The organism is Methylobacterium sp. WL12 (genome assembly GCF_008039475.1).
In the GTDB taxonomy this organism is placed as follows: domain Bacteria; phylum Pseudomonadota; class Alphaproteobacteria; order Rhizobiales; family Beijerinckiaceae; genus Methylobacterium; species Methylobacterium cerastii.
Genome location: NZ_VRUW01000090.1, coordinates 1 through 18,263, shown reverse-complemented (window position 1 = coordinate 18,263; position 18,263 = coordinate 1). Strand labels below are relative to the sequence as shown.

The following is an 18,263-nucleotide window of genomic DNA, read 5'->3' as shown; positions in this document are numbered from 1 at the left end:
GCGGGGGCGCGAGCGGGGAGGGCGGCTCGCCCGGCAGCGCCTGGAACCGGCGCTTGCCCGGCACCAGCTTCGGCGTCTGGGCGAGCAGGCTGATCGTGTAGGGGTGCGCCGGCTGCGCGAACAGGGTCTCGGCCGGCGCCACCTCGACGAGGCGGCCGAGATACATCACCGCCACCCGCGAGGCGATGTGCTCGACCACCCCGAGGTCGTGGCTGACGAACAGGTAGGTCAGGCCGAGGTCGCGGCGGAGCTCCAGGAACAGGTTCAGCACCTGCGCCTGGATCGAGACGTCCAGCGCCGCCACCGACTCGTCGCAGACCAGCATCCGCGGCTTCACGGCCAAGGCCCGCGCGATGCCGATGCGAGCGCGCTGACCACCGGAGAACTGGTGCGGGTAGCGCGCCATCGCGTCCGGCCCGAGGCTGACGCGGGCGAGCTGCTCGGCGACGTAGGCGCGCCGGTCGCGTGCCGGGACGAGGCCGTGGGTGACCGGCGCCTCGCCGACGATGTCGAGCACCCGCAGGCGCGGGTTGAGGGCGGCGGTGGCGTCCTGGAAGATCATCTGCACGGCGAGCGCCGCCGTGCGGCGTTCCGCGGCGCTCATCCCGGCCCGGTCGCGCCCGTCCTGCAGCACCCGCCCGCGGCTCGGGGCGTGAAGGCCGGCGGCGAGCCGGGCCAGGGTCGACTTCCCGCAGCCGGATTCGCCGACGAGGCCGACGACCTCGCCGGCCTCGATCGACAGGTCCACGTCGGTCACCGCCTGCACCGCGCTCGGCGGCCGGCGCTCCCCGAGGAGGCCGGCCAAGCGCGCGGCGAGCGAGGGGCTGGTGCCGAACCGCTTCGAGACGGCGTCGAGGCTGAGAAGAGGTTTCACGTGAAACGTGCCGGCTGCAGGGGATGGCGGCAGAGGGCGAACCGCGACGGCTCGGCAAGGGCCGTGGGCGGCGGCGCGGCGCAGTCGGGCGTCGCGGCGGGGCAGCGCGGCGCGAAGGCGCAGCCCGGGGGGCGGTCGACGAGCGAGGGCGCCATGCCGGGGATCTGCGTCAGCGGCACGCCGCGCGCGTTGCGGCTCGGGGCGGAGCCGATCAGTCCGGCGGTGTAGGGATGGAGCGGCGCCTCGATCACGTCGGCCACCGGCCCGCCCTCGACGATGCGGCCGGCGTACATCACGCAGAGCCGGTCGGCGAGGCCGGCCACCACCGCGAGGTCGTGGGTGATCCAGATGAGCGCCGTGCCCATCTCGGCGCAGAGCGCCTGCGCCTCGGCCAGGATCTGCGCCTGGATCGTCACGTCGAGGGCCGTGGTCGGCTCGTCGGCGATGAGGAGGGCCGGCGCGTGCAGCAGCGCGATGGCGATGGCGATGCGCTGGCGCATGCCGCCCGAGAGCTGGTGCGGGTAGGCGCGCAGGCGTTCGTCGGGCGCCGGAATCCCGACCTTGACCAGCGCCTCGCGTGACCGCGCCCGGGCGGCGGCCACCCCGACGCGCTCGTGCGCGCGGATCGCCTCGACGACCTGGGTCTCGACCCGCAGCACCGGGTTCAGGGTGGTCATCGGGTCCTGGAAGATCATCGCCATGCGCTTGCCGCGCAACGGGCGGAGCTCCGCTTCCGGCAGGCCGGCGATGTCGCGGCCCTCGAACAGGATCTTTCCGCCGGACACTCGGCCGGGCGCCTCGATCAGCCCCATCAGCGCGAGCCCGGTCACCGATTTGCCCGAACCGGACTCGCCGACGAGCCCCAGCACCTCGCCCCGGTTCACGGTGAGGCTCACCCGGTCCACGGCGACGTGCTCGCGCCCGCCGGCCCGGAAGCCGACGCTGAGGTTTTCGAGGGCGAGGACGGGGGCGGTCATGACATGCGCCGCCCGGCGGCACGGAGCGCTGCCGTTTTCCCGGACGCCAGCAGCGTGAGCGGAAGGCGATCCGGGATCCAGCACGACGAGCGCCGCGAAGCAGCTCCTGCGCCCTGGAGCACCGGGAAATACGCGGCGCTTCGCCCATTCCTGTGCTGGGTCCCGGATCGTCCCTCCGCTGCGCTTAGGTCGTCCGGGAAGGCGGAGGCTGGAGCTGCGAGCCTTTCGCTCCACGACGTCCCGAACGCCATCAATCCGAAAACCTCGGGTTCAGCACGTCGCGCAGCCGGTCGCCGACGAGGTTGATCGCGACGATGACGGCCACCAGCGCCAGGCCGGGGAAGGTCGAGATCCAGTACTTGCCCGAGAGCAGGTAGTCGTAGCCGTTCTTGATCAGCAGCCCGAGGGAAGGCTCGGTCACCGGCACGCCGACGCCGAGGAAGGACAGCGTCGCCTCCAGCGCGATGGCGTGGGCCACCTGCATGGTCGCGACGACGATCACCGGGGGCAGGCAGTTCGGCAGCAGGTGGCGGACGATCAGGCTGCGCCGGGGCAGGGCGAGGGCGCGGGCGGCCTCCATGTACTCGCGGCGGCGCTCGACCAGGGCGGTCGCCCGGATGGCGCGGGCGTAGTAGGCCCATTGCACGGCGATGAGGGCGATCACGACCTTGTCGACCCCGCGGCCGAAGGCGGCGAGCAGCACCAGCGCGATCAGGATCGCCGGGAACGAAAGCTGGAGGTCGGCCAGCCGCATCAGCACGGCGTCGACCCGGCCGCCGGCGTTGGCCGCGAGCACGCCGACCGCCGAGCCCAGCGTCGCGGCGACCAGGGTCGCCGAGAGGCCGACGACGAGGGAGACGCGCAGGCCGTAGACGATGGCCGAGAGCATGTCGCGCCCCTGCGCGTCGGTGCCGAGCACGTAGAGCAGGCCGGAAACGCTGCGGCTGCCGGGGGGCAGGGTGCCGTCCATCACGTCGAGGTTGGCGAGGTCGTAGGGGTCCTGCGGGGTGATCCAGGGGGCGAGGCACGCGGCCAGGATCGTCAGCACCAGGATCGCGAAGCCCAAAGCCGCCCCGGGGCTGCGGAAGAAGGCGCGGAAGTGGGCGCGCCACACCGGCTCGGCCGCCTCGACCCGAGCCGACGCGGCGGGCGGGCCGTCGGCGGGCAGGCCTTCGGAAGGTAGGATCTCGGGACGGCTCACGCGGCCTCCGACAGGCGGACGCGCGGATCGAGGCCGGCATAGATCAGGTCCACGATCAGGTTGATGAGCACGAACAGGCAAACCGTCAGCATCAGGTAGGCGACGATCACCGGGCGATCGAGGCGGTTGATCGAGTCGATCAAAAGCTTTCCGATGCCGGGCCAGGCGAACACCGTCTCGGTGACGACGGCGAAGGCGATCATCGAGCCGAACTCGAGACCGATCACCGTCACCACCGGCAGCAGGATGTTCTTCAGCACGTGCACCCCGACGATGCGGGCGGGCGAGAGGCCCTTGGCGCGGGCGAAGCGCACGTAGTCCTGCAGCATCGCCTCGCGGGTGCCGGCGCGCGCCAGCCGAATCACCACCGCGAGCTTGAACAGCGCGAGGTTCACCGCAGGGAGGACGAGGTGGCGCAGGCCGTCGAGGGTCAGCAGGCCGGTCTCGACGCCGAGCACGTTCACCGTCTCGCCGCGGCCGCCCGCCGGGAACCAGCCGAGCGTCACCGCGAAGACCAGCACCAGCATCAGACCCTGCCAGAAGTTCGGCAGCGAGAACGCGAGGATCGAGCCGGTCATGATCGTCCGGCCCGAGGCTGCGTTCGGCCGCAGGCCCGCCCAGAGGCCGAGCGGCAGGCCGACCGCAACGGCGAGCACCAGGGCGGTGAGCGCCAGCTCCAGGGTCGCCGGCAGGCGCTGCACGATCACCGACAGGGCGGACTCGTTGTAGACGAACGAGCGCCCGAGATCCCCGTGCAGGGCGCGCCAGGCGAAGGTGCCGAACTGGACCGGCAGCGACCGGTCGAGCCCGAGCCGGGCGGCGATGGCGGCGCGCTCGTCCGGCGTCGCGTCGGGTGCGGCCAGCATGTCGATCGGGTCGGCGATGGCGTAGACGCCGAGGAACACCAGCGTCGCCATCGCCGCGACGGTGACGAGCGCCTGGCCGAAGCGCTGGATCAGGTAGGTCAGCATGGGGACACGCCGCCGAACGAGGTGCGCATTCCCTCTCCCCGCAGGCGGGGAGAGGGGGTGCGCGGTGGCCGCGAAGCCCGACCCCTCACTTCACCACCACGACGTCCATCGCCAGCGTGTACTGGTCGATCCGCGGCGTGTAGCGCAGGCTCTTCACCGTGGCCCAGGGGGTCACCTCGAAGTGGAGCGGGATCAGCGGATAGTCCGCCATGGCCAGCGCCGAGGCCCGGCGCAGCAGGGCGGAGCGTTCGGCTTCGTCGAAGGTGCGCATCGCCTCGATCGTGAGCCGGTCGACCTCGCGGTTGCAGTAGCGGCCCCGGTTGGTGAAGCCGCGGCCGGTCTCCGGGTCGAAGCACAGCAGCAGCGAGTTCAGCGAGTTCGACATCTCGCCGGAATCCGCGCCCCAGCCGGCGAGATACGCCGAGAACGAGAACGTGTTGCGCCGGGTGAAGAAGGTCGAGGAGGTCGAGGCGTCGAGGCTCGTCTTCACGCCGATCCGGCTCCACATCTGGGCGACGGCCTGCGCGATCTTCTCGTCGTTGATGTAGCGGTCGTTCGGCGTACCGAGCGTGATCTCGAAGCCGTTCGGGTAGCCGGCCTGGGCGAGCAGGTCCTTTGCCGCCTTCGGATCGTAAGGGACGACGGGGAAGTCCTTGGTCGTGCCGGAGAGCGGAAAGGGCAGCAGCTCGCCGGCTGCCTGCGCCACCCCGCCCATCACGCGCTCGACGATGGCCTTGCGGTCGATGCCCTTGGAGAGCGCCTCGCGCACGCGCTTGTCGAGCAAGGGGTTCTTGTCGGTCCCGCGGATCGTCGGCGTCTTCCAGCCCGCGCCGTCGAACTGGTCGAGGTGGATGTAGATGATCCGGTTCGACAGGCCCTTGGTGACGGTGAAGCCCGCCGCCTCGATCCGCGGCAGGTCCTGGATCGCCGGGTTCTCGATCAGGTCGGCGTCGCCGGCGAGCAGCGCCGCCACGCGCGGGCCGGTCGAGACGATCGGCTTCATCGTCACCGTGTCGAAGGCGGGGGCCGCGCCCCAGTAGGTCGGGTTCTTGGAAAGCACCACCTGCGTGCCGCGCACGTACTCCTTGAGCGCGTAGGGGCCGGTGCCGACCGCGACCTTGGGGTTGCCGAAATCGGTGGATTTCGGCGGGGTGCCCATCCCGATGCATCCGCCCTTGGCGAACGCGACCGGGCCGGGGGCGCCCGACGCCTTGGCGCTGAGCATGCCGAGCGCGGTGATGTTGGTCGGCAGGAGCGGCAGGGGCCCCGCGGTCTTGATCACCACGGTCAGCGGGTCGGGGGCGGTGACGCCCTCGAACGGCCGGACGAAGGTGGCGAAGGAGGAGGGCGAGTTCTCGACCAAAGGGATGCGGCAGAAGGTGTAGATCACGTCGTTCGCGGTGAACGGCGTGCCGTCGGAGAAGGTCACGTTCGGGCGGAGCTTGAACGTCCAGGTGTGCTCGTCGTCGGCCGTCCAGGACAGGGCGAGGGCCGGCACCACCGCCATCGCGGCGTCCGTGGTGACCAGCCCTTCGAAGATGTGGCGCCGCAGCGAGTTGTTGGGGCCGAGGTTGTGGAAGTGCGGATCCATCGAGGTGGCTTCCGCCGCCAGGCCGATGCGCAGGTCGCGGGCTTGCGCCTGGCCGGTCCAGGCCGCCGACATGGCCAGCCCGCAGAGGACCGATCCAGACAGGGCAACGCGCGACAGGGTTCGGCGCGGACGACGGCGCGTCTCGATCATCGACGGTTCCGTGTAGGAGGAGCGGGCACGCGAGGGTGGCGCATCGACGGCGCTAGCGTCAATCGTGCCAACCGACGGTTTTGCTGCACGGTTCGAGGACACGCGATGGGTATGAAGACGACGTTCGTGGTCCAGACCTTCGTGGTCAAGCGCAAGCGCCTGGTGCCGGGCGACCGCGAGGTGGCTCCGACCGAGAGCGGCGCGCTGAAGAAGGCGCAGGCCATGGCCGGGCGGATGCCCGGCACCGCGGCGCTGAAGGTGGTGGCCGACGACGAGACCGGGGAATTGGAAAGCGTGACGATCCTCGGGCAGTTCGGCGAGGTGCCGGAGGATTTCGCGGAATCGCTGCAGGGCGGGTGACCGTCGGCCTTCGAGCGGAAAAAGGCGGAGCGGGCCGCCCGGCCCGCTCCGCCTCGACGCGACCACCTCAGGGCGATCGCGTCAGTCCGATCGTCCGGCGATCACTTGTCGCCGATCACTTGTCGCCGATCACTTGCCGCTGGGAGCTGCGCCGCTGCCGGTGGTGCCGTTGCCGCCGCCGCTGCCGGCGGGCGCGCCGGCGGTGCTGGTCGAGGGGCCGCCGCTCGCGCCGGGGGGCGGCGAGCCGGCGCCCGGGGCCATCGTGCCGGCCGAGCCGCTCATCGTGCCGCCGGTGGATCCCGTCGTGCCCGTGGTGCCGCCGGAGTTCACGGTGCCGCCTGCGGTCGGACCCGCGCTGGGGCTTCCGGTGGTGCCGGTCTGGGCGAAGGCAGTGCCGCCGAGCGGCAGGATCAGGCAGGCGGCGAGCGCGAGAGTCTTGTACGACATCAAGTTTCCTCCGGGTTTCTATGTGTGAGCAACGGCGTCGCGACCGGGTTGTTCAATATCCATGGTCGCGGCCGCCGATCTGAACCGTATCGCCACGGCCCCCGTCCGCCCCTGTGCCGCCCCGGTAGCTTCGGCATGGGAGAGCGCGGGAACGACAGCCCCGTCGAACCTCGCCGCGCCGGAGCCCCGCCTCATCCGTGGTAGACCGACGCGGCCGCCCCCGCGCGGCGCCGACCGAGAGCCCCGCCGCATGATCGAGCCGAAGCCGGTCTTCGACGACCTCACCGCCTTTCACCTCGCCCGCAGCATCGCGCGCTGGGGCTGGACGGTCGGGGCGCACAGCTACGGCAACCCGCGGGTGCTGGAGCCGGAATCGGCACGGCTTCACATCGGGCGCTTCTGCTCGATCGGACCGAACGTCACCATCGCGCTCGGCAACCACCGCACGGACCTCGTGACCACCTACCCGTTCAAGGCGCTCGCCGCCTTCTGGCCGAACGCGGCGGCCGGCGCGCACGACCACGCCACGCGCGGCGACGTCGTGCTCGGCGACGAGGTCTGGCTCGGCGCCAACAGCACGATCCTGTCCGGCGTCACCGTCGGCAGCGGGGCGGTCGTGGGCGCCGGCGCCGTGGTGCGCCGCGACGTGCCGGCCTACGCCATCGTCACCGGCAACCCGGCGACCGTCCTGCGCCATCGCTTCGATGCCGAGACCATCGCGCGGCTGCTGCGCGTGTGCTGGTGGGCCTGGGACGACGCGCGGATCGCCGACCACCTGCCGCTGATCCTCGGCGCCGACATCGAGGCCTTCCTGGCGCGGGCCGAGGCCGTGCCGGACGCGCGCAAGCGGGCGCCCAGGCCGCGCAAACCGAAACCGAAACCCGAGGCGTGAGGTCGGGCGCAGGTGCGCCGTCGCCGTTGCGCGTCGGGGCCGGTTCTCGCTATCCCTCTCGTCATCCCCTTGAGTGCCGGCCTCCCGGCCGCCGCGCCGCGCCGTCGAAGGACCGTATGCCCACCGCACCCACGCCCAGGGACATCCTCGCCACCCTCGTGGCGTTCGACACCACCAGCGCGCTGACGAACCTGCCGCTGATCGACTGGGTCCAGGACTTCGCGGAGAGCCACGGCGCCGCGGTCGAGCGGGTGGTGGACGAGACCGGCGAGAAGGCCGCCCTGTGGATCACGGTCGGGCCGGCCGAGGTGCCGGGCTACGTGCTGTCCGGCCACAGCGACGTGGTGCCGGTGGCGGGCCAGGCCTGGACCCACGACCCGTTCCAGCTCGCCGAGGTCGACGGACGCCTCTACGGCCGCGGCACCTCGGACATGAAGGGCTTTTTGGCCGTCTGCCTCGCGCTCCTGCCGGAGATGGCGGCGGCGCCGCTCGCCCGTCCGCTGCACATCGCGCTGTCCTACGACGAGGAGGTCGGATGCCTCGGCGTGCGCCCCCTGATCGCGCGGATGCGGGATAGGGGGCTCGCGCCGCTCGGGTGCTTCGTCGGCGAGCCGACCGGCATGGAGGTCGTCACCGGGCACAAGGGCAAGCACGCCGCCCGCGTCACCTTCCGCGGCAAGGCCTGTCACTCGGCGCTGGCGCCGTCCGGCGTCAACGCGGTGGAATATGCCGCGCGCTTCATCCTCCACGTCAAGCAGGCGGCCGACGCGCTGGCCGCGTCCGGCGCCCGCGACCCGCTCTACGACGTGCCGCACACGACCGGGCTCAGCAGCGTCGTCCACGGCGGCACCGCGCTCAACATCGTGCCCGATCTCTGCAGCGTCGACTTCGAGTTCCGGGCCATCGGCGCCGACGACGCCGGTGCGCTCGCCCGCAGCGCGATCGCCTTCGCCACCGAAACGCTCGCTACGGAGATGGCCGGGCGCGACCCGTCCTGCGGCGTCGAGATCGCGCCGCTGATCGACTATCCCGGCCTCGAGACCGCGGTCGATTCCGAGCTGGTGACGCTGGCCAAGCGCCTCGCCGGGCGCAACGGCCACGCCAAGGTCTCGTTCGGCACCGAGGGCGGGCTGTTCCAGGCGCTCGGCGACGTGCCGGCGGTGGTGATCGGCCCCGGCTCGATCGCCCGCGCCCACAAGGCCGACGAATTCATCACGCTCGCCGAGCTCGACGCCTGCGTCGCCTTCGTGCGCCGGCTGATCGCCGACAGCCGCGCGGGGTGAGGCCGGTCGACCCGGCACGGGGCGGCCCTATCTATCGAAGTCGAACCGCCGCTTCCGGTGGGGACGCAGGTCCCCTCTCCCGTTCGGGAGAGGGGCAGGGTGAGGGGCGAGCCCTCTCCGGATGAACCTGTCCCCTCACCCCGACCCTCTCTCGAACGGGAGAGGGAGCCGGGACGGCGATCCCCACAGGACACCCCATGCGCCAGAACAAGCTCGGCCGGACCGGCCTCTTCGTCTCGGAACTCTGCCTCGGCACGATGACCTTCGGCGGTGGGGAGGGGATGTGGCGGCAGATCGGTGCGCTCGACCAAGCGGAAGCCGAGCGCCTCGTCGGCCGCGCGATCGATGCCGGGATCAACTTTCTCGACACGGCGGACGTCTACGCCGAGGGCCTGTCGGAGCAGATCACCGGCCAGGCCCTGAAGAACCTGAAGGTGCCGCGCGAGAACGTGGTGGTCGCGACCAAGGCCTACGGGCCGACCGGCACGGGTGCGAATTCCCGCGGCGCTTCACGGGTGCACCTGCTCGATGCGGTGAAGGCGAGCCTGAAGCGGCTGCAGCTCGACCACATCGACCTCTACCAGATCCACGGCTTCGATCCGGCGACGCCGATCGAGGAGACGGTGCGGGCCCTCGACATCCTCGTGCAGCACGGCCACGTCCGCTACGTCGGCGTCTCGAACTGGGCGGCGTGGCAGATCGTGAAGGCGCTCGGCATCTCCGAGCGCGAGGGGCTGGCCCGCTTCGAGAGCCTGCAGGCCTACTACACGCTGGCCGGCCGCGACCTCGAGCGCGAGATCGTGCCGATGCTCAAGAGCGAGCGCCTTGGCCTGATGGTCTGGAGCCCGCTCGCCGGCGGCCTGCTCTCGGGCAAGTATTCCGGAGACGCGAACGGAGACGGCCGCCGCGCCGCGTTCGACTTCCCGCCGGTGGAGCGCAGCCGCGCCGAATCCTGCATCGACGCGATGCGGCCGATGGCGGCCGCCCGGAACGTGTCGATCGCACAGATCGCGCTGGCGTGGCTGCTGCACCGGCGCGTGGTGTCGAGCGTCATCGTCGGCGCCAAGCGCCTCGACCAGCTCGACGACAACATTGCCGCGACGCAGGTGGACCTGAGCGAGGCCGAGCTCGACGCCCTCGACGCGGTGAGCGTGCTGCCGCGCGAGTACCCGGGCTGGATGTTCGAGACCCAAGGCGCGCGGGCGAAGCAGCTCGCCGAGGCCGGGCGCAAGAACGCCCGATGACGACGAAGCCAGCGTGACGGACCCGAGGTGACGCGATCCGCCCACCCGCGATCGCTTGCGGGCGGCCGCCATTGCCACGGCGGGGGTCGAGGCCTAGCTCGTGCCTGCCCCCAAGAGGGTCGGCGCCGGGTCCTCCGGCGCGCGCCGCCATTTCGTCGGAGACGCCCATCATGATCCGGACCCTCGCTCTGCCCGTCCTCGCGCTCGTCGCCGGCACGGTGCCGGGTTACGCCATCGACGTCGCGAAGACCGCCACCGTCGCCGCCCCGCCCGCCAAGGTCTGGCAGACCATCGGCGACTTCTGCGGCATCGGCGACTGGCACCCGGCGGTCGAGAAGTGCGTGCCCTCCGAGAAGGACGGCATGAAGGTCCGCACCCTCTCGCTCAAGGGCGGCGGCACGCTGGTCGAGGAGCAGGTCTCCCGCGACGACAAGGTGATGAGCTACACCTACACGATCCTGTCCGGCCCGCTGCCGGTCTCCGACTACAAGTCGACCCTCTCGGTCGCCCCGGACGGCACCGGCTCGAAGCTGAGCTGGACCGGCACCTTCAACGCCAAGGGCGCCCCGGACACCGTCGCCACCGACGCGATCTCCGGCATCTACGAGTCGGGCCTGAAGGCCATCGCCGACAAGGCGAAGTAAGCCGGCGAAACAAGATCTGCTCGGGCTTCCCCTCTCCCCGCTCGCGGGGAGAGGCCCGCAGGCACCTTGTCGTGCCTGCGGGAAGCGGAGGCGAAGCCGAAGCGGCGGTGAGGGGGAGCGAACGGACGAGCCTCTCTCGTCGAAGCCCCCTCACCGTCGGCTGCCGCCTCGCCGCGCCGACGACGGGGTCGTCGCGGCCCTCTCCCCGCGTGCGGGGAGAGGGGGGACGCACGTCCACTGGGCGATCCACGGACGCACTGGCGGATCGCATCGAACGATTGACCGGCCGGCGGCGCGGGCTCAAAAACCGTCCGGCGCACGCTGCGCCGTATCAGGGAAAGCCGCCCGTGCCGACCAAGATCTCTGGATTTTCGCTCGCCGCCCTCCTCGTCGCCGGCGCGCTCGCCGGCTGCCAGCAGAAGGCCGCGGCGCCCGCTGTCGTCGCGGCGGCGGCGCCCGCGCCCGTGGTGCTGCCGCAGGGCTCCGGCTGCGGCCCGGCGATCGGCAGGACGCAAGCCGTGGTCGACAGCGACGTCGCCACGGGCAACCTCAACAAGCCGGTCGGGGACCGGTTCAGCGCGGACCTCGCCCACGCCTCGGCGGCCTGCGCCGCCGGCCGCGACGGCGAGGCCCTGCACCTGCTCGCCGCCGCCAAGAGCCGCTACGGCTATCCGTAGGCTCGCGACACGGGGTCGGCGTTGAATCGGCCTGGCCCCGAACGGCGAAAGGCGCCCCGCCGTGGCGGAGCGCCTTCCTGAATGCAGACCTGAAAGCCGACGGGCGTGGAGCCTGTCGGCTAGGGACGCCTCAGCGGCCGCCGCTGCTGCCGGTCGAGCCGATGCGCGATGGCTGGCCCGCGTTGCCGGCGGCGGCCGAGTCGGTGGCGACGCCGTCGGCGGCCCGGCCGGTCGGCGAGTAGGTGGCGGCGGCGTCCCCGCCGGTCGAATTGGTCTGACGCGTGACGACGCCCGGCGCGCCGGGCGGCACGATCACGGTGGTGCTCGTCGGCGTCTCAATCATCTGGGCGAGGGCGGGGCTGGCGAGGCCGAGGGCAAGCGCCGCGGCGAGGGCGAGTCTGGTCATGGTCGGGCCTGACATGGAGGTCGGGACGCGAACGCCCCCGAGCCTCCACAACGTGGCTTGCGCGCAATCGATCCCCGGCCCGCGGCGATGGGCGCCATGCTGCACGAGGCGGGCTTGGCGCGGGGCCACGCAAGACCGCGTCAGATCGCGAAAGACCGCGTCAGATCACGAAGAGCGGGTTCAGGCCCGACTTGCGAAACCCTTCCTCGACGATCTTGAGGTCGAGGCCGTAGGAGGCGACGTCGTCGGCCACCGGGTCGAGCACGGGGTCGCGGTGCTGGTGCATGTGCTTGATGTAGCTGTGGCAGGTGCCGCAGGTCTCGACCTGGATGTCCTTCGAGACCTCGTCGAGGCTCTGGTAGCTGATCGCCTCGCCGGAGCCGCAGGCGGTGCAGCGGATGCGAACGTGGTTCCACTGGCTGCCGCAGAGCGAGCAGGCGAGGTAGCGCGCCTTGTCGGCGGGAGTCCAGGCGACGATCAGGCTCGCCACCGGCGCCCCGCCGCAACACGGGCAGACGCCGTCGGCCACCGCCTTGAGGGCGGTGCGGTCGAGGCCGGCGGCGGCCTCCGACAGGCAGACCTGGAGGGCGGCCGCGACGAACACGCATTCGGCCATGCGCGCCACCGGGAACGCGCCCTCGAACACCTGCACGCCGAGGTCGAGGCGCTCGTCCGCGCTGGCCGCACGGAGCGCCGCCACCGCGTCGTGGGCGGCCCGCGGCGCCGGGCCGAGGTCGAGGGCGTCGAGCAGCGCGTCGAGGCAGGCGGGGAAGGCGTCGGGCGCCTCAAGGGTGTGCCGGGAGATCGGCGGCATGCCGTGCTCGAGCCGCATCGCCACGTCCGGATGGGGCTCGGCGGGCGGGACGCCCCGCGCGGCGCGAGAGGCTTGAACCGCGGCCTGCGCCGTGGCGATGCGGGCGAGCAGGTCGAGGTAGCCGCCCATCGGATGGTCGGGCGCGAGGCGCTGCAGGCGCAGGGCGCGGTTCGCGAACAGGTCGGCGGGGACGGGGAGCTGGACGAAAGGCACCGAGCCGGCGATGCCGATCCGGTCCGGATCGGGCTGCAACTCGTGGAGCTTGGGGCGTTTCGGGGCCTGGGCGGCTTCGTCGCCCGCGGGATTTTGCCCCGCGGGCTCGGCCGCGGGGTTGCGCTTGAAGAAACGGGCCAAGGCGTCAGTGCCCGCGCTTGTCGGTGGAGCCGCGCTGGCGCTTGCCGCCGGCGATCTGCCGGAACCACTTGCGATGGTGGCGATAGGCCCAGCCGCCGGTGACGGTGCCGCGCACCATCGCCCGGCCGGTGCCGCGCACCCAGATGCCGGCATAGATGTGCACGACGATGATCGCGATGGCGATGACCGCGGCCAGTGAATGCGCCAGCAGCGCCCAGCGCTTCGTCTCGATGACGGTGTAGGTGTAGAAATACTGGTCCCAGATCACCAGGCCGGTGACGAACATGATCCCGATCAGGGCGGTCTGACCCCAGAACACGCCCTTCTGGCCGGCATTGTACTTGCCGAGCTCGGGCAGCCGGTCCTCGCGGTTGGTCACCACGTCGCCGATCTTCATCGACCAGGCGACGTCGTCCTTGTTGGGGATGTTGAGCTTCCAGAACCGCAGGAACAGCAGCGCGAAGCTGACGGCCAGCGCCACGCCGAACCACGGGTGGATCGCCCGCGTCGCCTGGCCGCCGCCGAAGATGCCAGTGAGCGAGAACAGGTAGGGCGTGAACATCGCCAGGCCCGAGAGGGTCAGCAGGGTGAACAGGATCGCGGTGATCCAGTGGTTGACCCGCTGCAGACCGGTGTAGCGCGGGACGTACAGCACCTCGGGCGCCTCGTGCACCTCACGCAGGGGGCGCGCGTCGCCGTCTCGGATGTCGGTGTGAACGGTCATCGAATCTGCTTCTCTCGAATGGCGGCACGAAACGGAGCCGGGACGCGGGCGGTCGCTTCGCCCGCGGCCACCGATGCGTCCCGGCGATCTCGACCCGAGGCGGCGCCGAATGTGCGCCGCCTCGATTCCGTCAGTGCGGCCGGTTCTCGCCGCCCTCGGCGCCACGGCGTTTCTCGTGGTCGTACTCGATCGCCTCTTCCTCTTCCTCGGCGACGACCTCGTTCGGCCCCGCCGTGACGTAGTGGAAGAAGCCGGCGACCGCGGCGAAGCCCATCGCGGCGAGCCCGAACACCTTGGCGCCTCCCTTCCAGAAGGCGACCAGCGGCGAGATCTTCGGGTCGAGCGGCAGGCCGGCATAGAGCTGCGGCTTGTCGGCGTGGTGGAGCACGTACATCACGTGCGTGCCGCCGACGCCGGCCGGGTCGTAGAGGCCGGCATGCTCGAAGCCGCGCGACTTGAGGTCGATCACGCGGGTCTGCGCCTGCTCGATCATCGCGGCCTTGGTGCCGAACATGATCGAGCCGGTGGGGCACGCCTTGGCGCAGGCGGGCGCCTGCCCGACGGCCACGCGGTCCGAGCACAGCGTGCACTTGTACGCCTTGTGGTCCTTCTCGGAGATGCGCGGGATGTTGAACGGGCAGCCCTTCACGCAGTAGCCGCAGCCGATGCAGTTCTCCTCGATGAAGTCGACGATGCCGTTGGAGTACTGCACGATCGCGCCCGGGGACGGGCACGCCTTGAGGCAGCCCGGATCGGTGCAGTGCATGCAGCCGTCCTTGCGGATCAGCCATTCGAGGTTGTTGGTCGCCTCGTTCTCGTATTCCGTGAACCGCATCAGGGTCCACGTCTTCGGCGTGAGGTCGTGCGGGTTGTCGTAGACGCCGACGTTGACGCCGACGTCGTCCCGCAGGTCGTTCCACTCCTCGCAGGCCGACTGGCAGGCCTTGCAGCCGATGCACTTCGACACGTCGATGAGTTTGGCGACCTCCATGTGGGAGCGGATGGCCGGCGGCGTCTCCGTGGAGGCGGAGCGCTGCCGGATGTCGAGGGAGCTGTAATCGGCCATTGTCTGATGCTCCCCTTACGCGACCGCGTCCGACGGCGGCGTCGTCGGCTCGATGTTGACGAGCCACGCCTTGAACTCGGGCGTCTCGGTGTTGGCGTCGCCGACCACCGGGGTGAGCGAGTTCGGGTGCCATCCCTTCTTCGTCTGGCCCATGAAGCCCCAATGCTGCGGGATGCCGACCACGTGGACGGCCTTCCCGTCGCACATCAGCGGCTTGATGCGCTTGGTGACGACGGCCTTGGCCTTGAGCGAGCCGCGCTTGGACCAGACCCGGACCCAGCCGCCCTTCACGATGCCCTTCTCCTTCGCGAGCTGCTCGGAGATCTCGACGAAGGCCTCCGGCTGGAGGATCGCGTTGATCCGGGCGTGCTTGGTCCAGCCATGGAAGTGCTCGGTCAGCCGGTAGCTCGTCGCCGCGTAGGGGAACTCTTCCGCGGTGCCGAGGTCGGCCAGGTCGTCCTTGAAGATCCGCGACGCCGGATTGCCCTTCACCCGCGGGAACGGGATGTTGGCCATCGGCGACTCGAACGGCTCGTAGTGCGTCGGGAACGGCCCGTCGCGCATCAGGCCGCGGGTCCACAGGCGGGCGACGCCCTCCTGGTTGAGGATGAACGGGCCGACGCCCTTATCGGGGGCGACGGTGACGCCGTAGTCCGGCACGTCGAAGCCGACCCACTGCTTGCCGTTCCACTCGATGAGCTTCTTCTTCTCCGACCACGGCTTCCCTTCCGGGTCGCACGAGGCGCGGTTGTAGAGCACGCGGCGGTTGGCCGGCCAGGCGAAGGCCCAGTTCGGCGCGATGCCGCGGTCGCCCGGATCCGCGTTGTCGCGGCGGGCCATGGTGTTGCCCTTCTCGGTGTAGCAGCCCGAGTAGATCCAGCAGCCGCAGGCGGTGGTGCCGTCGTCCTTGAGCTGGGCGAAGCCGTCGACCTGGCGGCCGGCGGGCAGGGTCTGCCCGTCGAGGCCCGGCGTCGGGGCGAGCGTGTAGCCGTTCATCTCGCGAGCGAGCTCGGTCGGCGTTGGCTCGTGGGCGATCGCGTAGTTCCAGGTCAGGTTGACGATCGGGTCCGGGAAGGCGCCGCCCTCCTTCTGATACATCTCCTTCATGCGCAGGAAGATGCCCGCCATGATGTCGATGTCGGGCTTGCACTCGCCCGGAGCGTCCTGAGCCTGCCAGTGCCATTGCAGCCAGCGGCTGGAGTTGGAGAGCGAGCCCTCCTCCTCGGCGAACAGCGTGGTCGGCAGCTCGAACACCTCGGTCTGGATCGAGGCGGTGTCCGCGTCGTTGTACTCGCCGTGGTTCTCCCAGAACCGCGCGGTCTCGGTCTTGAGCGGGTCCATCACCACGATGAACTTCATCTTGGAGAAGGCTTCCGTCATCTTGGCGCGATTGGGGAACGACATCAGGCAATTGAAGCCCTGGATGAAGTACCCGGTCATCTTGCCTTGCTTCGCCAGCTCGAAGCCGCGCAGCACGTCGTAGGTCGGCACGTCGAGCTTGGGCAGGTAGTCGTAGGCCCAGTCGTTCTCCTTGGTCGCCTTCTCGCCCCACATCGCCTTCTGGAACGAGACGAAGAACTTGTTGTAGTTCTGCCAGTAGCTGGTCTGCCCCGGCCGCAGCGGCTTGAACTCGCGCTTGGACGCGTAGTCCTTGTAGGTCGGCTCCTTCTCGATCGGGATGTTCAGGTAGCCGGGGATGAGGTTGCTCATCAGCCCGAGGTCCGTCAGCCCCTGGATGTTGGAGTGGCCGCGCAAGGCCTGCATGCCGCCACCCAACATGCCGATGTTGCCGAGCAACGTCTGCACGATGCACATCGAGCGGATGTTCTGCGAGCCCTTGGAGTGGTGCGTCCAGCCGAGAGCATAGAGCGAAGCCATCGTCCGGTCGGGCGTCGAGGTCGTGGCGATGAGCTCGCAGACCTTGAGGAAGGTCTCCTGCGGCGAGCCGCAGATCCGCGACACCATCTCGGGCGTGTAGATCGCGACGTGCTTCTTCAGCAGCTGCATGACGCAACGCGGGTGCTGCATCGTCTCGTCGACGACCGCGTACCCGTCGGGACCGATCTCGTAGTCCCAGGTCGACTTGTCGTAGTCGCGCTTCTCGGGATCGTAGCCGGCAAACAGCCCGTCCTGGAAGTCGTAGCCTTCGCGCACGACGTAGCCGGCGTTGGAATATGCCGCGACGTAGCGATGCTGCAGCTTGTCGTTGTCGAGCAGGTACTTGGTCACGCCCGACAGGAACGCGATGTCGGTCCCCTGGCGGATCGGGCAGTACAGGTCAGCCACCGACGCCGTGCGGGTGAAGCGCGGGTCGACGACGATCAGCTTGGCGTTGTTGTGGGCCTTGGCCTCGACCACCCACTTGAAGCCGCAGGGGTGCGCCTCAGCGGCGTTGCCGCCCATGACGGTGATGACGTCCGCGTGCTTGATGTCCATCCAGAGGTTGGTCATCGCACCGCGGCCGAAGGAGGGCGCCAGACTGGCGACCGATGGGCCGTGTCAAACCCTGGCCTGGTTATCGAAGACCAGGGCCCCCATGCTTCGGACCGTCTTGTAGGTGAGCCACGCGGTCTCGTTGGAGGTCGCCGAGGCGCCGAGGAAGCCCATCGTGGTCCAGCGGTTGACCGTGAGGTCGCCGTTCTTGGCCACGAAGTTCTTGTCGCGATCCTCCTTCATCAGCCGGGCGATCCGCTCGAAGGCGAAGTCCCAGGAGACGCGCTTGAACTCCTTGGAGCCGGCCTCGCGGTGCAGCGGGTACTTCGTCCGGGTCTCGGCCTGGATGAAGTCGAGCAGCGCCGAGCCCTTCGGGCAGAGCGTGCCGCGGTTGATCGGGTGGTCGGGGTCGCCCTCGACGTGCATCACCGCAGAGCGGGCGTTCTTCGACTTGTCGCCGAGGCTGTAGAGGATGACGCCGCAGGCCACCGAACAGTAGGGGCAGGTGTTACGGGTCTCGCGCATCTGCGCGAGCTTGAAGGGGCGGACCGCCGCCGCCATCGCCGGCTCGAGGCCGCCGAAGCCGAGGGCGCCGAGGGAGCCACCCGCGAGGGTGATGGCGCCACCCTTCAGCAGGCCGCGCCGTGAGACCTGAATCGTCATCCGAGTATCCCGATCAGAGCTGGACTAATTCCAGCATGCTTCCCAGGATTGCCGGCCCGAGGCAAGTGCGGTTCCGTGACACAGATCGGGCGGATATCGCGCTGCAATACGCACGATTTACCAGCTCGTTCAATCCGCTAGCGGAAACCGGAATTATTTCGACGGAATGGCCGGGTTCTGTCCTGACGGCCCCGGGGTGCGGTGGTCGAGGGGTGCCTGCGGCTCGGTGCCCGAGGAGGAGCCGGTGTCGGCGCCCGGCACCTTCCGCTCCCGGTTCTCCGCCGTGGAGTTGCCGCCCGGGTTGGGCGCATCCTTGGCCGCTGATTCCTCGCGCGGCACTGGGGCCTGGCTCCAGCCGTCGTTGGCGCTGCGGCTCTTGTCGCCCATCGCGTCGACGCCTTTGATGTCGCCGGGCTTGGTCTGGGCGTGGCCGGGGGTGCAGGCGAGCGCGAGCGCCAGGGCTGCGGCTGCTGAGAGGAGGCGGGGGAGGAG

Annotated in this window: 18 protein-coding genes; 6 read left to right on the top strand and 12 right to left on the bottom strand. The window is 70.5% G+C overall.

Features of this window, described 5'->3' with window-relative positions:
* The 5 genes from FV226_RS23110 to FV226_RS23090 form a co-directional block, all read right to left on the bottom strand.
* Positions 1 to 874, bottom strand: an 874-nt coding sequence (locus tag FV226_RS23110) for an ATP-binding cassette domain-containing protein (RefSeq protein ID WP_210246537.1), incomplete at its 3' end; no start/stop codon positions are given.
* A complete protein-coding gene (locus tag FV226_RS23105) occupies positions 871 to 1,851 on the bottom strand; it encodes an ABC transporter ATP-binding protein (RefSeq protein ID WP_147764744.1) in 981 nt (326 codons plus the stop codon). The genes FV226_RS23110 and FV226_RS23105, both read right to left, overlap by 4 nt.
* Before the next feature lie 250 nt (positions 1,852 to 2,101).
* A complete protein-coding gene (locus FV226_RS23100) occupies positions 2,102 to 2,965 on the bottom strand; it encodes an ABC transporter permease (protein ID WP_147764746.1) in 864 nt (287 codons plus the stop codon).
* An 83-nt stretch (positions 2,966 to 3,048) separates the two neighbouring features.
* Positions 3,049 to 4,023: an ABC transporter permease gene (locus FV226_RS23095; protein WP_147764743.1), complete on the bottom strand. Its 975-nt coding sequence runs from the start codon at positions 4,021 to 4,023 to the stop codon at positions 3,049 to 3,051.
* An 85-nt stretch (positions 4,024 to 4,108) separates the two neighbouring features.
* Positions 4,109 to 5,764 carry an ABC transporter substrate-binding protein gene (locus FV226_RS23090; protein WP_147764742.1) on the bottom strand — a complete coding sequence of 552 codons (1,656 nt, stop codon included), beginning with the start codon at positions 5,762 to 5,764 and terminating at the stop codon, positions 4,109 to 4,111.
* Positions 5,765 to 5,869: 105 nt separating this feature from the next.
* On the opposite strand from FV226_RS23090, the gene FV226_RS23085 reads away from it, so the two are divergent.
* Positions 5,870 to 6,124: a hypothetical protein gene (locus FV226_RS23085; RefSeq protein ID WP_147754399.1), complete on the top strand. Its 255-nt coding sequence runs from the start codon at positions 5,870 to 5,872 to the stop codon at positions 6,122 to 6,124.
* Between the two features lie 129 nt (positions 6,125 to 6,253).
* On the opposite strand, the gene FV226_RS23080 is transcribed toward FV226_RS23085, so the two are convergent.
* Entirely contained in the window at positions 6,254 to 6,571 is a 318-nt protein-coding gene (locus FV226_RS23080) for a hypothetical protein (protein ID WP_147764741.1), read from the bottom strand.
* A 250-nt stretch (positions 6,572 to 6,821) separates the two neighbouring features.
* On the opposite strand from FV226_RS23080, the gene FV226_RS29005 reads away from it, so the two are divergent.
* The 5 genes from FV226_RS29005 to FV226_RS23050 all read left to right on the top strand — a co-directional run bounded on the left by FV226_RS29005 (position 6,822) and on the right by FV226_RS23050 (position 11,311).
* A complete protein-coding gene (locus FV226_RS29005; protein WP_147764740.1) occupies positions 6,822 to 7,463 on the top strand; it encodes a CatB-related O-acetyltransferase in 642 nt (213 codons plus the stop codon).
* Positions 7,464 to 7,579: 116 nt separating this feature from the next.
* The gene (gene argE, locus FV226_RS23070; protein WP_147764739.1) at positions 7,580 to 8,746 is read left to right on the top strand and encodes an acetylornithine deacetylase; all 1,167 of its coding nucleotides are present in this window, start codon (positions 7,580 to 7,582) and stop codon (positions 8,744 to 8,746) included.
* A 197-nt stretch (positions 8,747 to 8,943) separates the two neighbouring features.
* Positions 8,944 to 9,990, top strand: a complete 1,047-nt coding sequence (locus FV226_RS23065; protein WP_147753871.1) for an aldo/keto reductase — start codon at positions 8,944 to 8,946, stop codon at positions 9,988 to 9,990.
* 170 nt (positions 9,991 to 10,160) lie between these two features.
* Positions 10,161 to 10,634: an SRPBCC family protein gene (locus FV226_RS23060; protein ID WP_147753872.1), complete on the top strand. Its 474-nt coding sequence runs from the start codon at positions 10,161 to 10,163 to the stop codon at positions 10,632 to 10,634.
* Between the two features lie 347 nt (positions 10,635 to 10,981).
* Entirely contained in the window at positions 10,982 to 11,311 is a 330-nt protein-coding gene (locus FV226_RS23050) for a hypothetical protein (RefSeq protein ID WP_147764738.1), read from the top strand.
* Positions 11,312 to 11,441: 130 nt separating this feature from the next.
* Here the strand turns inward: FV226_RS23050 and FV226_RS23045 are convergent, their stop codons facing one another.
* From FV226_RS23045 to FV226_RS23020, 6 genes are all read right to left on the bottom strand, one after another.
* Entirely contained in the window at positions 11,442 to 11,717 is a 276-nt protein-coding gene (locus FV226_RS23045; protein WP_147764737.1) for a hypothetical protein, read from the bottom strand.
* A gap of 160 nt (positions 11,718 to 11,877) precedes the next feature.
* Positions 11,878 to 12,885: a formate dehydrogenase accessory protein FdhE gene (gene fdhE, locus FV226_RS23040; protein WP_147764736.1), complete on the bottom strand. Its 1,008-nt coding sequence runs from the start codon at positions 12,883 to 12,885 to the stop codon at positions 11,878 to 11,880.
* A 4-nt stretch (positions 12,886 to 12,889) separates the two neighbouring features.
* Complete coding sequence (locus tag FV226_RS23035; protein ID WP_147764735.1) at positions 12,890 to 13,609, bottom strand: formate dehydrogenase subunit gamma; 720 nt, start codon at positions 13,607 to 13,609, stop codon at positions 12,890 to 12,892.
* A 130-nt stretch (positions 13,610 to 13,739) separates the two neighbouring features.
* Positions 13,740 to 14,675 carry a formate dehydrogenase subunit beta gene (gene fdxH / locus FV226_RS23030; RefSeq protein ID WP_147753877.1) on the bottom strand — a complete coding sequence of 312 codons (936 nt, stop codon included), beginning with the start codon at positions 14,673 to 14,675 and terminating at the stop codon, positions 13,740 to 13,742.
* A gap of 15 nt (positions 14,676 to 14,690) precedes the next feature.
* A complete protein-coding gene (gene fdnG, locus FV226_RS23025; RefSeq protein WP_147764734.1) occupies positions 14,691 to 17,771 on the bottom strand; it encodes a formate dehydrogenase-N subunit alpha in 3,081 nt (1,026 codons plus the stop codon).
* A 153-nt stretch (positions 17,772 to 17,924) separates the two neighbouring features.
* On the bottom strand, positions 17,925 to 18,263 hold a 339-nt coding region (locus tag FV226_RS23020), incomplete at its 5' end, for a hypothetical protein (RefSeq protein ID WP_246691701.1).